The 14,414-nt window shown below is 49.3% G+C and carries 15 protein-coding genes; 3 read left to right on the plus strand and 12 right to left on the minus strand.

Features of this window, described 5'->3' with window-relative positions; translation table 11 throughout:
- Positions 1-465 precede the first annotated feature (465 nt).
- The 3 genes from BFJ94_RS09275 to BFJ94_RS09285 all read right to left on the minus strand — a co-directional run bounded on the left by BFJ94_RS09275 (position 466) and on the right by BFJ94_RS09285 (position 3,357).
- A complete protein-coding gene (locus tag BFJ94_RS09275) occupies positions 466-1,434 on the minus strand; it encodes a sugar phosphate isomerase/epimerase family protein (RefSeq protein WP_120462408.1) in 969 nt (322 codons plus the stop codon).
- A gap of 77 nt (positions 1,435-1,511) precedes the next feature.
- Positions 1,512-2,594, minus strand: coding sequence for a Gfo/Idh/MocA family protein (locus BFJ94_RS09280; protein ID WP_120462409.1), 1,083 nt, complete (start codon positions 2,592-2,594; stop codon positions 1,512-1,514).
- Positions 2,587-3,357 (minus strand): sugar phosphate isomerase/epimerase family protein, encoded by a 771-nt coding sequence (locus BFJ94_RS09285; protein WP_120462410.1) that lies wholly within the window; start codon positions 3,355-3,357, stop codon positions 2,587-2,589. The genes BFJ94_RS09280 and BFJ94_RS09285 overlap by 8 nt, the downstream gene beginning before the upstream one ends.
- A gap of 409 nt (positions 3,358-3,766) precedes the next feature.
- Between BFJ94_RS09285 and BFJ94_RS09290 the strand changes: the two genes are divergently transcribed.
- Positions 3,767-4,525 carry an AraC family transcriptional regulator gene (locus BFJ94_RS09290; protein ID WP_229716821.1) on the plus strand — a complete coding sequence of 253 codons (759 nt, stop codon included), beginning with the start codon at positions 3,767-3,769 and terminating at the stop codon, positions 4,523-4,525.
- Between the two features lie 97 nt (positions 4,526-4,622).
- Here BFJ94_RS09290 and BFJ94_RS09295 read toward each other — a convergent pair whose 3' ends face one another.
- Positions 4,623-5,426 carry a TerC family protein gene (locus BFJ94_RS09295; RefSeq protein WP_120462411.1) on the minus strand — a complete coding sequence of 268 codons (804 nt, stop codon included), beginning with the start codon at positions 5,424-5,426 and terminating at the stop codon, positions 4,623-4,625.
- Between the two features lie 371 nt (positions 5,427-5,797).
- Between BFJ94_RS09295 and msrA the strand changes: the two genes are divergently transcribed.
- Complete coding sequence (gene msrA, locus BFJ94_RS09300) at positions 5,798-6,769, plus strand: peptide-methionine (S)-S-oxide reductase MsrA (RefSeq protein ID WP_120462412.1); 972 nt, start codon at positions 5,798-5,800, stop codon at positions 6,767-6,769.
- 215 nt (positions 6,770-6,984) lie between these two features.
- Complete coding sequence (gene hmpA, locus BFJ94_RS09305) at positions 6,985-8,187, plus strand: NO-inducible flavohemoprotein (RefSeq protein WP_120462413.1); 1,203 nt, start codon at positions 6,985-6,987, stop codon at positions 8,185-8,187.
- 315 nt (positions 8,188-8,502) lie between these two features.
- On the opposite strand, the gene BFJ94_RS09310 is transcribed toward hmpA, so the two are convergent.
- The 8 genes from BFJ94_RS09310 to BFJ94_RS09345 form a co-directional block, all read right to left on the minus strand.
- Complete coding sequence (locus BFJ94_RS09310; RefSeq protein WP_120462414.1) at positions 8,503-9,009, minus strand: Crp/Fnr family transcriptional regulator; 507 nt, start codon at positions 9,007-9,009, stop codon at positions 8,503-8,505.
- Positions 9,010-9,132: 123 nt separating this feature from the next.
- Positions 9,133-9,792 (minus strand): YitT family protein, encoded by a 660-nt coding sequence (locus BFJ94_RS09315; protein WP_120462415.1) that lies wholly within the window; start codon positions 9,790-9,792, stop codon positions 9,133-9,135.
- 341 nt (positions 9,793-10,133) lie between these two features.
- The gene (locus BFJ94_RS09320) at positions 10,134-10,634 is read right to left on the minus strand and encodes a Crp/Fnr family transcriptional regulator (protein WP_120462416.1); all 501 of its coding nucleotides are present in this window, start codon (positions 10,632-10,634) and stop codon (positions 10,134-10,136) included.
- A 102-nt stretch (positions 10,635-10,736) separates the two neighbouring features.
- Entirely contained in the window at positions 10,737-11,096 is a 360-nt protein-coding gene (locus tag BFJ94_RS09325) for a YolD-like family protein (RefSeq protein WP_120462417.1), read from the minus strand.
- Entirely contained in the window at positions 11,093-12,331 is a 1,239-nt protein-coding gene (locus BFJ94_RS09330; protein ID WP_120462418.1) for a DNA polymerase IV, read from the minus strand. Before BFJ94_RS09330 ends, BFJ94_RS09325 begins: the two co-directional genes overlap by 4 nt.
- Positions 12,328-12,714 carry a YhjD family protein gene (locus BFJ94_RS09335; protein WP_120462419.1) on the minus strand — a complete coding sequence of 129 codons (387 nt, stop codon included), beginning with the start codon at positions 12,712-12,714 and terminating at the stop codon, positions 12,328-12,330. Before BFJ94_RS09335 ends, BFJ94_RS09330 begins: the two co-directional genes overlap by 4 nt.
- Before the next feature lie 202 nt (positions 12,715-12,916).
- Complete coding sequence (gene map / locus BFJ94_RS09340; protein ID WP_120462420.1) at positions 12,917-13,663, minus strand: type I methionyl aminopeptidase; 747 nt, start codon at positions 13,661-13,663, stop codon at positions 12,917-12,919.
- Between the two features lie 58 nt (positions 13,664-13,721).
- The gene (locus BFJ94_RS09345) at positions 13,722-14,405 is read right to left on the minus strand and encodes a TetR/AcrR family transcriptional regulator (protein WP_120462421.1); all 684 of its coding nucleotides are present in this window, start codon (positions 14,403-14,405) and stop codon (positions 13,722-13,724) included.
- Between the last annotated feature and the right edge of the window lie 9 nt (positions 14,406-14,414).

Here is a 14,414-nt window from a genome sequence, read left to right on the forward strand (position 1 = left end):
CAATAAAGTCAGTATGAAGCTTACGATAAGTTAGTTTGTTTCAGTTTATCATATTTTTAAATAAAATAACACTGAGATTATAATTAAGCGCAACATTCTTTACAAATCCTGTCCTCCCCTGGTATTAAAATAACCTCGGCTTCGCAATCTATACCCCGAATGAACTCTTCGATCTCTCGGATGAACCCTAAGGAAACTAGGTATCGCTATTCAAGCCAAAAAGAGCCTCGGAAAACTGTAACGAAACGGGGTAACGCTATCAAGTGCAAATAGTTGCTTAAAGTGTGGATTTAGCCCAAATAACGTTATGGTGTTTCGTTAGAATCAGAATGGGCCTGTTTTGGAGTAAATAGCGATCTGTAGTTTCGTTAGAGCACACGGGTGGGCAAATGTCCTGCTGCGCCCCGCTAATCGCAAAAAAATAACGACCGTCTAAACAGACAGTCGTTATTTCCTAATCTATAATTATACCCACCACATATCAGCGGCCGAGTCTTCGATAATGATCTGCTGCAGATTGCGAACCGCCTTGGTGAAGCCTTCGTCGATCGACATCAGTCCATCTTCATGCTCGATGCTCACGGCATAGTCATAGCCATACAAGCGAAGCGCGCTAATAATATCGGCCCAGGTCTTCATATCATGTCCATAGCCTACCGTGCGGAACTGCCATGCACGATCCTGCATCAAAGTGTAGGATTGCATGTCGGTAATCCCGTGCATATTGACATTGATCGGATCGATCGTCGTATCCTTCGCATGGAAGTGATGGATCGCGCCCGCTTTACCCAAGATAGCTACGGCCTGAACAGGGTCGATGCCTTGCCACCACATATGGCTAGGGTCCAGGTTCGCCCCGATGACTTCGCCAGCTGCTTCGCGAAGACGGAGCAATGTTCCCGGCGTATGCACGGAAAAGCCGCCATGCAGCTCAAGGCCGATCTTGACATGATGCTTCTCAGCGTAAGCACCCCATTCCTTCCAATAAGGAATGACCTTGTTCTCCCATTGCCATTTCAGCACTTCCTGATAATCATTCGGCCAAGGAGCCACCGGCCAGTTCGGGTATTTCGCATTCTCATGGTCACCTGGGCAGCCAGAGAAAGTATTAACCACCGGTACTTCGAGCAGCTCAGCCAACCGAACTGTCTTAACGAAGTCATCGTGATCCTGCTTCGCCAGTGCCTTCTGCGGATGAAGCGGATTCCCATGACAGCTCAAGGCACTGATGATCAGGCCGCGGGATTCCACCGCTTTCTTGAACTGCTCGCGAGCTGTTTTATTCTCCAACAGAAGATCCGGGTTGCAATGAGCTTTACCAGGATTACCGCCTGTTCCGATCTCTACAGCCTTCAACCCGCGGGATGCCGCCATATCCAACGCTTCTTCGAACGAACGATCTCCAAACAGAACCATAAAGACGCCTAATTTCATTTGTAACTCCTCCTACCTGTATTTCTTCAATTTATCGTAAATAGAGCGTAAATAGATGCTACCCGCCTACGCATGAATTAATCAAAATAAACTGCTTTACCCGTCTTCGCCGATTCATAAATCGCTTCAAGGATCTCCGTAACCACGAGAGCCTGCTCCGGTTTTACGACTGGCTCCTTATCTTCGATAATCGCTTCAATCCAGCTCTTCGCTTCACGTACTGCTTCATTCTCTTCCTTACCATCATAGAAAGCTACACCGCCAGCACCGAGATCGATCTTCGTGTCGTACAAACGGCTGTTCTTCTCGCCGTTAATACGCAGGCCGTTCGTCATATCCGCTCCGCCTTCTGTGCCGCACAACATCGTTCTAGCTTCGCCGATATCGACCATATTGATCGCCCAGCTCGATTCAAGAATGATCGTTGCACCGTTCTTCATCGTAATGAATCCGAAGGCCGAATCTTCAACCTTGAATTCTTCCGGATTCCATGGACCGAAGGCATTCGCTGCATTTTCACGGTCGCCCAGCTTATGGAATACCGACCCAGTCACACTCTTCGGCTCATAGTTATCCATCATCCACAGCGTCAAGTCCAGAGCATGGGTACCGATATCGATCAACGGGCCTCCGCCTTGCTTCTCTTCATCGAGGAATACGCCCCAGGTAGGAACGGCACGGCGACGAAGAGCCAGCGCTTTACCAAGATAGATGTCCCCCAGCTCGCCTTCTTCGCATAATTGCTTCAAATACAAGCTGTCATTGCGGAAGCGGTTTTGATAAGCGATGCTCAGCTTCTTGCCTGTGCGCTTCGCAGCATCAAGCATTTGACGAGCTTGCTCGGTGGTCTTGGCCATCGGCTTCTCACACATCACATGGCGACCAGATTCTAATGAAGCGATCGTAATCTCCGCATGGGAATCATTCGGCGTACATACATGAATCACTTCTACGTCGGTTTCGGCAAGCAGCTTGCGGAAATCCGTATATACCTTGGCATTCTCTACACCATATTCAGCGGCTGCTTTCACTGCGCGTTCCTCAATAATATCGCAGAAAGCGACCAATTCAACCTGCTCCACCTGCGACAAACTTGGCAAGTGTTTGCCGTTCGCGATCCCACCGCATCCGATAACTGCTACTTTTAATTTCTTAGACATTCAATTTTCCTCCCTTTTGTGCATAAGCGCGTATAAATTCCATACTTGTCGCAATGCTCTCTAACGAGTCATTCGCGCAATAATCCTGTTCAACGACCAGCCATTCGACTCCGGCCTGAATAGCGGCATCGGCGATGGAGCTAACCTCTACCTCTCCTGTGCCAAGCTCCACCGTTTCCGGAGATCCATCCGCCTTCTTAATCAGGTCCTTCCAATGAAGCAGCGGCATACGTCCGCTATATTTAGCAATATACTCAAGTGGATCAAAGCCGGCGAAATACACCCAGCATGAGTCCAGTTCTACCTTGAGCAGATCTTCAGATACCTCGGAGAATAATGTATCAAGTACAGGCTTGTCCCCTAATTTCTCGGTTAATTCAAAATCATGATTATGGTAGAACAATACCATTCCTTCGTCAGCGCAGCGCTGACCGATCACTTTCAAATCCTCTATTACTTCACCCCAGCGTCCGCGATCCTCTTCGGCCAGATAAGGCATAGCCAGATAGCGATTACCGATCGCCTTATTAAATGCGATTTCCTCATCGAGTGCGTGAAGCAAGCGTTCATAAGGGGTATGCGCACCCAAAGCGACAAGTCCTGTCTCCTCCAGAATAGCCTTCACCTGCTCAGATGTACGCCCGTAGAAGCCGGCGAATTCTACCCCTTGATAGCCAAGCTCGGCTATCTTCCGCAGCGTCCCTTCAAAATCCCGTTCCAAATAATCTCGAACCGTATAAAGCTGTAATCCTACTTTCGCCATTATGATACTCACCTCGTATGAATGATTGTGGCGGTAATTTCAAGTTACTGCAAATTTGTACTTTATAACTTGTAACACTTCCGGACGCGCCGAGTTCAAGGGCATACTAACTTATCTCTTATCTCGACATTCGGCCAAAGACACCACTCCTGAAAAGGATTTTTTATATAATGACTACAAATCCATAGTATTTCAAATCGCTTTCATTTAAAATGAATAATATGATTCAAACATGAACAATCTGGTCATTATTTTAATTACTCACAAAGGAGAATCATCAATGGATTGCCGAAACTTGCATATGTTTACTGCCAACCCGTCTTCTCAGCCCAAGCAAGAAACAGCGGCAAAAAACACGAACCTGCAAATATTAACTGCCGATTATTCGTCTCATCGCAAACCATTTCATATGGTCAATCCCGAAGGATTGCAGAGCTATCTGATTCGTCTGCAGTCTTTTGGACGCTGTCGGGCACGTCTGGATGGCAAGCTCGAGCTCCTTGAGCCAGGCGATCTGCTGCTGTTCAAGCCAGGGGAGCCCTATGAGCTCAGAATCGAAGCGGAGCAGAATCAGCTTGGCGAGAAGATCGTCTCCAGTGCTGACTATCATATTTTCCTATATGGAGGCTGGATTGAAGATTGGTGGAAAAAATACAACCGTCCGCAGAAAATCAAAGTGCCCCTGTCCGAGGGAATGATCGGTGCCTTCCGTCAAATCATGCTGGAGCAGCGGCGGATCTCCAACCCTACGCCTGAAATAGCAGAGTATTACTTGAAAATATTATGCCTGGATATCGACCGAAACTTTCTGCAGCAGCCGCTGCCCACCTATCCGTCCTATCTCGCCCATCGCATCAAGAACTACATTGAAGAGAATGCCGCCTCCCCTTTCAAGCTGGAGGATGCTGCGGGCCATGTCGGTATCAGTGTGTCGCGCGCTGTCCATTTATTCAAGGAGACCTTCGATACGAGCATCATTCAGTATGCCCTGGAGGTGCGGCTAAATATGGCGCGGGAGCGAATTACTTTCAGTCCGATGTCACTGGAGCATGTCGCTGAGAGCTCGGGATTCCCAAACTACAATTATTTCCATAAAGTATTCCGCAAGAAATTTGGCATGTCCCCGAAGCAATACAGACAAGAATCGCGAAATCATGGCATGCATTAAAAAAACGCTGCTCTAGGCCCATTTAACGGCTTATAGCAGCGTTCTATTATGGTCGAAAATTCAGGGCAATGCATCCGCCTGAACCATGATCCAGAAGTTATCCGTTCGCCTGGCCGCTCTGCTCCTCTCCGGACTTCTTGCCTGACAGGAACCAGGCACAGACCGCGATCAGCACCAAGACGATATAGAATGTCATCTTCCACCCCGTACTCTCCGCGAAGGCTTCAGGAATAATGTGGAGCGACGGATGCGCCAAAGTATGGACAGCCAGCTTGATACCTACCCAGCCCACGATCAGGAAAGCAGCGATCTCCAAGCCCGGACGGGAATGCAGCAATTTCACGAAGAAGTTAGCGGCAAAGCGCATAATAATTAACCCGATGAAGCCTCCGAGCAGAATCACGATGAATTTACCGCCATCCAGGCCGCCGATATTCGGCAGACTGGTAGATGGCAAGGCAACAGCCAGTGCGACCGCCGCCAGAATGGAGTCCACCGCGAATGCAATATCCGCTAGCTCCACCTTCAGCACCGTTCCCCAGAAGCCGGAAGTCTTCTTCTTTTTCCCTGCGTTATCTTCGTCCTTCTGCTCCGCTCCATCAGCGGTCTTGTGAACCACCAGTTTGCGGACAATATGATTAATTGCCATATATAAGAGATAAAGTGCTCCAATGGCCTGAAGCTGCCATACATCGACGAGGAATGAAATTATAAACAGCGAGGCGAAGCGAAAAATAAATGCCCCTGCCAATCCGTAAAATAATGCCTTCTTCCGCACATCCTCATCCAGATGCTTCACCATAATCGCCAGGACCAGCGCATTATCTGCAGCAAGCAATCCTTCCAGCACCACCAGCACAATGAGCACCCAACCATACTCCATAAGCAAGCCGATATCCATCTTTTTTCCCCCAATTAGTTTAGTGTTGTTGTTATTTTGGCTTATTGTTAAGAAAAAAAGACCTTTACCGATTGCGGTAAAGGTCTTCAATGGATAAACCTTTACCCTGCAATGGTAAAGGTCTCGCTAACAACCGTAAGTTGCCAATAAAGCCGGAGATGGTAATCTCGTAATGACGACTTTACTGAAAGCAGCTACTCCCCTTTAATCATTCAAACCAACATATGTTGTATTTCATAATATTATAGGATATAAATTTGCCTGTCAATATATAACTTCGGAAGCCATGTTTATTTCGAATTTTATCTAAAAAAGTTATAATAAATATCGGAACAACGGATACTTACTATTATTGAAACGGAGGGAACTACATGAACCAAGCATCTAATCTGGAATTGGCTACTTTTGCCGGCGGCTGCTTCTGGTGTATGGTATCCCCATTTGAAGAGCTTCCGGGTATTCACGGGATCATCTCGGGATATACCGGTGGCCATAAGGAAAATCCAACCTACGAGGAGGTATGCGCCGGGAGAACAGGGCATTACGAGGCTGTGCAAATTACTTTTGATCCGGCCGTCTTTCCATACCGGAAGCTGCTTACTCTATTCTGGCAGCAGATCGATCCGACCGATGCTGGGGGACAATTCCATGACCGCGGGGAATCCTACCTTACGGCCATATTCTACCATAATGAACGCCAGCGCGAGGAAGCGGAACAATCCAAGCTGGAGCTGGAACAGAGCGGACGCTTCGATAAACCGATCGCCACACAAATTCTTCCGGCTAAGCCCTTCTATCCAGCTGAAGATTACCATCAGGGCTACCACAAGAAGAATCCGCTCCATTACAAGCGTTACCGGCTTGGCTCTGGCCGCGAAGACTTCATTGAACGCCATTGGTCCGGGCCTGCTGACCGTGAGCAATTGAAGCTGGCTCTGACACCGATCCAATATGAGGTTACCCAGAACAGCGCTACTGAAAGACCGTTCACCGGGGAATACTGGGATCATACGGCGGATGGCATCTACGTGGATGTCGTCTCCGGCGAGCCTCTGTTCAGCTCACTCGATAAATATGATGCTGGCTGTGGCTGGCCGAGCTTCACGCGTCCACTGCAGTCCTATAATATCAAAGAGAAGCTGGATAAGAGCCATTCCATGGTCCGTACGGAAGTCAGAAGTCGGCAGGGCGACTCTCACCTGGGACATGTATTCGATGATGGCCCTGGCCCGACTGGACACCGCTATTGTATCAACTCCGCTGCGCTCCGCTTCATACCGAAGGAGGAGCTGGAGAAGGAAGGTTATGGAGAATATCTGCCGCTGTTTGAGGAGCAGAGCTAATTCAGAGTTAATCGCTTTTATATGGAAACGGCGGCGCCTTATTAGGATTAGGGCGGCGCCGTTTTTTATATTTTTATATGTGACAAATTTAATTGCATATCCCGCAAGTTCACGGTTTGTAAATAATTGAAGTGACGGCAATCACAATTAGCTCTATTTCGGTGCGCCTATACTTATAACTGTAAGATTTATCACACAGAGAGAAGGTGCCCCCTATGCTAGATCCCAAGACAATTGAAATCATTAAATCAACGGTTCCTGTACTAGAGGTTCATGGGCAGGCAATTACCCGGAAATTTTACGAGACCATGTTTAAAAATCATCCCGAATTACTCAATGTGTTCAACCACGCAAACCAGCGTCAAGGCAAACAGCCTACAGCTCTGGCCAACGCAGTCTATGCTGCCGCCGCCCATATCGATCATCTCGAAGAAATCCTCCCTGTCGTCCGAGGAATTGCCCAAAAGCACCGGGCGCTTGGCATTCTGCCTGAACAATATCCGATCGTCGGCGAGAATCTGCTCGCAGCGATCAAGATGGTGCTCGGCGATGCCGCGACCGATGAGATCATCGAGGCCTGGGGCAAAGCTTATGGCGTCATCGCTGATGTCTTCATCCGTGTTGAAGCGGAGATATACCAGGCGGCTGAACAAGAGCCCGGTGGCTGGCGCGGATTCCGCCGCTTCATCGTGGATCGCAAGGTTAAAGAGAGCGATGTTATCACCTCTTTTTACTTGAAACCGGAAGACGGCGAAGAAATCGCCAGTTACCTGCCCGGACAATACATCACGGTACGGGTTAAACCGGAAGGGCAAGCCTTCACCCATCTGCGCCACTATAGCCTGTCCACCTCACCCGGCCACGCTTATTACCGCATCTCCGTAAAACGTGAGGAGGCCGAAGGCGATAGACCAGCCGGGATCGTATCCACTTATCTGCATCACGATATTCAGGAAGGAGACATTCTGGAGCTTAGTGCGCCAGCCGGTGAATTTACACTCGATCCTGCTGTCCAGCTTCCGGTTGTGCTCATTAGCGGCGGCGTAGGCCTGACACCGATGGTCAGCATGCTTGAGACCTTGCTAGAGCAGGACCCCGCCCATGATGTCGTCTATATCCACGCTGCTCGTGACGGCAGCCACCATGCGATGAGAGAGCATATTATCCAATGGACGGAGGCGCATTCGTCCTTACGTTCCTACGTTGTCTATGAATCTCCAGCCGCAGGTGAAGAATGCGACAAGATCGGCTATATCGATCTTCCTTGGCTGCAAACCGTAGCTAGTGCCAACGCCGATTTCTATTTCTGCGGGCCTACTCCGTTCATGAGAGCCATTCATCAAGCGCTTAAGCAATGGAAGGTTCCTGAAGAGCGAATCCATTTCGAGTTCTTTGGGCCAGCCGATAGTTTGGATTAGTTGTTGGACTAAAAGGCCTTGTATTATGGTGCCCGAGCAACTCTAACGAAACGTGGTAACGCTATTTGCACCAAAATGGGCCTCCGCCGATTTTAACGAAACTGGGTATCGCTATCGGGGCCATTTTGGCGTCTAAAGCCGGGAATTCCCTGAAATAGCGATATGGTGTTTCGTTAGAATTTTTTGACCGCTGTTTTCGCGGAAATAGCGCTCTGGAGTTTCGTTAGAGCTAACTTCTGTCACGCCACGCCCCTGCGGGACCAGGTCGGTGCTTCACACACACCACCAGATTCGTGGGGGTTTTATATTTTTAGATTAATCCCTGTTCATCTCTCGTAGCAAGCGATTGACCGTCTCACGCCGAATCCCGATCAGTTGACCGATCTCCTCCTGCGTCAGATAATCCGTCAACGGAACACCATTCGCATGCTGATTTAACCATTTATTCAACAATTTCAACCGCTCAGCAGGCGTTCCTACCGTTAAATGATCCAGCCTTTCCTGCATAAACCTGATCTTCTCCTGCAATAGCTTGGCGATCTCAAGCGCCTTCTGCGGATCTTCCTCCAACTCGCGGTACCATCTCTGTGCAGGAATAATCTCTACTTCGCTGCGCACAAGCGCAATAGCCGTGCCATGCGTCTCCTTCGGAGAAATTAAGGAATGATGCGGAACCAGCTCCCCCGGATAAAGAATATTAAATAACACCAAATTCCCGTTCTCATGCAGCCGAGTTACCTTGAACAATCCGCTCTTAACATGATATAGATTCAGGCCTTCATCCCCTTGATGAAACAGAACCTCCCCCTTATGTAAAATCATATGTGATCCCCCCATTCCCGCGAACAACTATATTCCATATTATAGCAGAATCCCCCAGAGCCTGTACTCATTCACCAGCCTATAAGCCTTATAAAAAGAAAAACGGCGCTGCAGCCCGGGGGCTCACGCCGTTTTCTGTTTCATGCCGTAAGAAACCTTGCGCGATGCCACATCTTCACGACCGTATTGAACCGTCCAGGTAATCATCTTACCCGCGATCAATACCGCCATAATGGTGAACATCGTCTCTTTAAATGGCAGGTAGAACAAAGATACCATCAGCACGACCGCATCCATCAGGATGAACATCGTACCAATCTTGATGCCTGACCACTCACTTAACATTAGTGCCAGAATATCGTCTCCGCCTGATGCTCCGCCAGCACGTAGAACAAGTCCGGCGCCAACCCCTGTCAACAGACCCGACAGCAACGCTGCCAGCGGCAGATTGCCCGTTAAATCCATCGTCAATGGGGAGAATTGCTCGAACAGCTCATAGAATGCCGAGAATAGCAACGAAGCGAATAATGTATTTCCAATAAATTTCCAGCCTCTGAAAAATAAAGCCACAATCATCACGAGGACATCCAGCACGAGCATCGACAGCGCCGGGGACCAATTTAATAAATACTTGCCCAACAGCGCCAGACCGACGAAGCCGCCCTCTGACAGACCATTCTGAAAATTAATATGATAATACGCAAATGCCAATATAAAAGAACCAAACATCAAAATTAATAACTGCTTACCTTCAAATTTCCTTCTTGCTGCTTTCTTCCTCATAAAGAATCCCTCTTATCGCAGATTGGTTGACCTTACGCCAACACCCTGCGAAGAAGATCCTGGAGGACTTCGTACTTCGCATCATCACTCGCTTCTTTCGTAGGGTATTGTCGTAAACCGACGTTCCACGTAAGAAGCTAAGTGTAAGAGAGATCACAACGTTTCCAAATCGTCCTTTGGGGATTCGTCCTTAAGGGACACATGGTATCCTGATCCTTTCTGTTTTTTTAATTCTATAATTATTATAGCACAAATCCGTTCATGACAAAAAATGTTTTATGAACTAATGATTGTGTAAATAAAGGCAGCCAGGCAAAATAGTCCATTCACAAAAATGAACCTTAGCCTAGCGTCTTAAGCAGGCGATTGACCGTCTCGCGTCTAACTCCGATCAGCTGACCGATCTCCTCCTGCGTTAAATAATCGGTTAAATGCATGCCTTCGACATGCTGACTCAGCCAGTTCCCCAGCAGTTTCAGCCGTTCGGCTGGCGTACCGACAGACAGATGATCCAGCCGCTCCTGCATAAACCTCAGCTTCTCCTGCAGCAGCAGGGCGACCTCCAATGCCTTATCCGGATTATTCTGTAATTCCCGGTACCATACCTTCGCCGGAATGACCTCTACCTCGCTCTGAACGAGGGCAATCGCCGTTCCAAGCATTTCCTTTGGTGAAACCAGAGAATGGTGCGGAACGATCTCATCGGGATACAAAATATTAAACAATACCACATTTCCGTTCTCATGCAGTCGTATTACCTTAAATAATCCGCTTTTAATGCGATACAAGTTTACACATTCATCCCCTTGGTGAAATAAAACATCACCTTTGTGCAAGATCATTAACTATCTCCCCATTCACTCCAAAATGCTGTAACCCATATTATAGCATAATATGCCTGCAGCACCATGGGACGACCTTACCATACTTCAACTGGAAATTCGTCATTCCCCTCCATATTCTTCCGCGCATTCAGCGCTAACAATATCACGCCACAAAACCCATATCTGTTCGGAGCCCGCCCGCAGACAAATCCGCCGCCGACCAGAATCTACACGGATCACCGTTCCGCGAAGCTCCTGATCTTCATACTCCCCAAATAAAAGGAGCTTCACCTCTCTTCCTTCCTCCAGAGATTCCATTAAAATCCGCGAGACTCTCTCCAGCTCCTGCTCATCCAGCTCTGCCCGCAGCTTCTTCTTCAGAACGCGATTGCTGCTCAGAATCGCTTCCTTATGCTCCGGCAGCATCATTCGCGAGGATTCCCACAGCCCGTTACCATATAACTTTCCTGTTCTCGTCATCTATAATGTCCTCCAATCTTGCCGGCCCGGTCTCTGGCCTGACCCGAAGCTGTCACTGAAGCTGCTCTAAGGATCGCGGATTCTCCGTACCTCCGCTTGATCTCATCCGTCGCACGCTCTAAGGCCTGATATTTGGGGCGCTCATCGAACAGAGTCAGTTGATATTCATCCGCCCGGGTCAGGTCCGACAGGCTCACCCCCACTTTACGTACAGGCAGATCATCCCAATGCTTGCGGAACAGCGTCATCACCGCATCATACACTTGATTAGTCACATTCGTTGGATCAGCCAGCTTCCATTGCCGCGAAAATCCGCTAGGACGGTCAAAATCGGCTCCCCGGCAGCTTACATGGACCACACTGCCCATAACCCCTTTATCCCGGCAGCGGCGGCAGACGAGTTCGGTCAACTCTAGAAGCGGGATCGCAATCGTCTCCAGAGAATAGTAGTCGCGCGGCAAGGTCATTTCATGGCCGATCGACTTAAGCCCCTGATGACTGTTCGGGTTCACAGGGGAAGGATCGATCCCGTTGGCCAGCCGCCATAGTACCTCTCCATTCACGCCAAAGCGGGCTTTGAGCCTGGACAGCGGCGTATTGGCCAGATGACCAATCGTCGGCAGGCCCATGTTGAGCAGATGCCGCTCCATCTGGGAACCGACCATTAGCAAGCTGCGGATCGGCAGCGGCCAGAGCGCCTCCTCCAGCTTCTCTCTCGGCAGCAGATAAATGCCGTCGGCATTCTTTTTCGCGTAATTATCGCAGGCCATCTTACTGACCGCCTTGTTATAACTGACACCGAAGCGGCAATATACTCCCGTCTTACGTGAAATCTCGGCCTGAATCATACGGGCCAATGTATCCGGGTCCCCGAACAAGGACAGACTACCGGTCACATCCAAATGCTGCTCATCGATACTATAAGGCTCCACCAGATCGGTAAACTGCCTCATAATATTCGTAATCTGCATCGACACATGAATGTATTTCTCCATTCTGGGCCGCATCACAATAAGCTCCGGGCATTTCGCCAGCGCCGTACCTACGTTCTCCGCCGTCGTCACCCCGTACCGCTTCGCTATCGGGCAAGCTGCCAGCACAATGCCGGAGCGGCGTTCAGGATCACCAGCAACGATTAACGGACGGTCTTCATACTGCGGATAATCCGCCTTCTCCACACTGGCGTAGAACGACTGGCAATCCCCCATCATAATGACACGCTCTCTCTGCTTCATGAGCGATTCCCTTCTTTCACAGGCTGGATCTTCAAGTACCTACGAAGCCGCTGCAGAATTTCCGCCTTGACGAGCCCCCATAGCATGGAGAATTCATAATGATATCCGCGGCATAGATAACTGGCTTCAATACCAAGCGTCGTCCTACGTTCCTCATATACCTTCATGCCATGCTTACGCATCCTTTGACGAACCAAGGACAAATCCGCCGTCGCCCTATTCTGCAACACTTCAATCAGTTCGCCGTACAATTCAGGCAGCTTCAATTCCGCCCGAAGGATCGCCGCACGGTCTCTCTCCAGCACATCCAGCAGGATCGGAAGCAGGACGGATTCTTTAATGAACTCCGCCTCTTCCGGCGTCTGCCAAGGAATTGGATTCATACCGGGTCACTTCGCAAGCTATAATTCATACACTCACCTTCTACAAGAACGTTTGTTCTTATTATATTCATAATACGAACAAATATTCCCCATGACAACAGGTGATTACTGGATATTCAGGCAAATTGAAAACCGGCCAGAGACCTGGAGGTCCCTAACCGGTTCAAGTTACCTATAGCGCTATATTAGCTTTGCAGCTATCTTAATGTGCTGTGAGAATGATTGGCCCATCTGCGGTTAGCGCCAAAGTATGCTCGTATTGAGCAGAGAGCTTGCCGTCAGCTGTTCTGGCTGTCCATTGGTCATCATCGATCGTAATCCGGAATGTACCTTGGTTAATCATCGGCTCGATCGTAAATACCATGCCCTCTCTGAGACGCAGGCCTTTGCCGGCCACGCCGATATGCTCGAAGTTCGGATCTTCATGTAAGCTACGCCCGACTCCGTGCGCCAGCAAATCGCGTACCACCGAGTAACCATTTGATTCCGCATGCTGCTGAATAGCCGAGGTCACATCGCCAAGACGATTGCCAGGCAGCGCCTTACTAATGCCAATATCGAGGCATTCCTTCGTAACCCGCATCAGACGTTCCGCTTCTGGACTGATCTGGCCGATGGCATAGCACCAGCAGGAGTCCCCGAACCAGCCTTCATATTCAGCGACGATATCCAGCTTCAGCAGATCCCCTTCCTTCAGCGGCTTCTTGTTAGGGAAGCCATGGGCGACGACATCATTGACCGAGGCACAGGTTTCAGCCGGGAAACCGTTATATCCCTTAGTGAATTGTTTACCGCCAAGCTTGGTAATATGTCTGGCTACGAAATCGTTAATCTCCTGGGTCGTGATCCCCGGCTCGATCAGCTTGGCAACCTCTCGGTGACAGTCAGCCACAATTTGACCAGCGGACTTCAATTCTTCAATTTCTCGCGCTGATTTCAGTATAATCATCTTACTTCCACCCTTCTTTTCCTAAAAAAGCACATTTTTTAAAATTTCCAAACCCGGTTTACATCAGCCCTGCGCATAAAAAGCTGGCGATCCCCTCCGCCTCAGAGCGCAGCGTCCCCCGCCTAAGAGGCAACAACGTACATCCGCACATCGCAGATAGCAGCATTTGCGCCTTGTTCTCTGCATCTATAGTCATCATATCGGATGGCACTCCTGCTTCACCTTGCTCAAGCACAGTGGACAGAGGAGCGATAATATACTCCAGGTACACCTTGGCCAGGGGAGAAGCCTGTTCCTCGGGCAGTTGACGGTAGGCCTCATTCCCCAGCTGACATACCAGATACGCGGCATGATCCTTTGACCAAGCCTTCAAAATACCGGAAACCAGCACCATCAGCTGCTGATTCTCCTGTTCACTTTCTATCGGTCGGTCTCCAGTTCCGGATACCCTAGCTTCCTCATAAGGAAGTTTGCCACCTGAGAGCCCCTGTGATTCATCAATCAACTGCTGCACGGTCATAGCCATCCGTTCCATCGCCTGCCACAACAGATCATGCAGCAAATCGATTTTGTTCTTATAGTAATGGTACACCGTCCCATACCCCAGTCCGGCCACGCGGGCAACATCGCGGATCTCCATCAGCATGCCCTTGTCTAAATACACATCCGCCGCCGCCGCGACGATTTGGGCAATTCGCCGATTTCGAATTTCTTCATTTTGCGCTTTCGTTCGTGGAGTCATGTCTGCCTC

Source organism: Paenibacillus aceti (genome assembly GCF_003614185.1).
GTDB classification, from domain to species: domain Bacteria; phylum Bacillota; class Bacilli; order Paenibacillales; family Paenibacillaceae; genus Fontibacillus; species Fontibacillus aceti.

Bases quoted from the DNA above. Each gene is read 5' to 3' on its own strand.
- BFJ94_RS09275 (WP_120462408.1), bottom strand. From the start codon at position 1,434: ATGAAATTAGGCGTCTTTATGGTTCTGTTTGGAGATCGTTCGTTCGAA.
- BFJ94_RS09280 (WP_120462409.1), bottom strand. From the start codon at position 2,594: ATGTCTAAGAAATTAAAAGTAGCAGTTATCGGATGCGGTGGGATCGCG.
- BFJ94_RS09285 (WP_120462410.1), bottom strand. From the start codon at position 3,357: ATGGCGAAAGTAGGATTACAGCTTTATACGGTTCGAGATTATTTGGAA.
- BFJ94_RS09290 (WP_229716821.1), top strand. From the start codon at position 3,767: ATGGTCAATCCCGAAGGATTGCAGAGCTATCTGATTCGTCTGCAGTCT.
- BFJ94_RS09295 (WP_120462411.1), bottom strand. From the start codon at position 5,426: ATGGATATCGGCTTGCTTATGGAGTATGGTTGGGTGCTCATTGTGCTG.
- msrA (WP_120462412.1), top strand. From the start codon at position 5,798: ATGAACCAAGCATCTAATCTGGAATTGGCTACTTTTGCCGGCGGCTGC.
- hmpA (WP_120462413.1), top strand. From the start codon at position 6,985: ATGCTAGATCCCAAGACAATTGAAATCATTAAATCAACGGTTCCTGTA.
- BFJ94_RS09310 (WP_120462414.1), bottom strand. From the start codon at position 9,009: ATGATTTTACATAAGGGGGAGGTTCTGTTTCATCAAGGGGATGAAGGC.
- BFJ94_RS09315 (WP_120462415.1), bottom strand. From the start codon at position 9,792: ATGAGGAAGAAAGCAGCAAGAAGGAAATTTGAAGGTAAGCAGTTATTA.
- BFJ94_RS09320 (WP_120462416.1), bottom strand. From the start codon at position 10,634: ATGATCTTGCACAAAGGTGATGTTTTATTTCACCAAGGGGATGAATGT.
- BFJ94_RS09325 (WP_120462417.1), bottom strand. From the start codon at position 11,096: ATGACGAGAACAGGAAAGTTATATGGTAACGGGCTGTGGGAATCCTCG.
- BFJ94_RS09330 (WP_120462418.1), bottom strand. From the start codon at position 12,331: ATGAAGCAGAGAGAGCGTGTCATTATGATGGGGGATTGCCAGTCGTTC.
- BFJ94_RS09335 (WP_120462419.1), bottom strand. From the start codon at position 12,714: ATGAATCCAATTCCTTGGCAGACGCCGGAAGAGGCGGAGTTCATTAAA.
- map (WP_120462420.1), bottom strand. From the start codon at position 13,663: ATGATTATACTGAAATCAGCGCGAGAAATTGAAGAATTGAAGTCCGCT.
- BFJ94_RS09345 (WP_120462421.1), bottom strand. From the start codon at position 14,405: ATGACTCCACGAACGAAAGCGCAAAATGAAGAAATTCGAAATCGGCGA.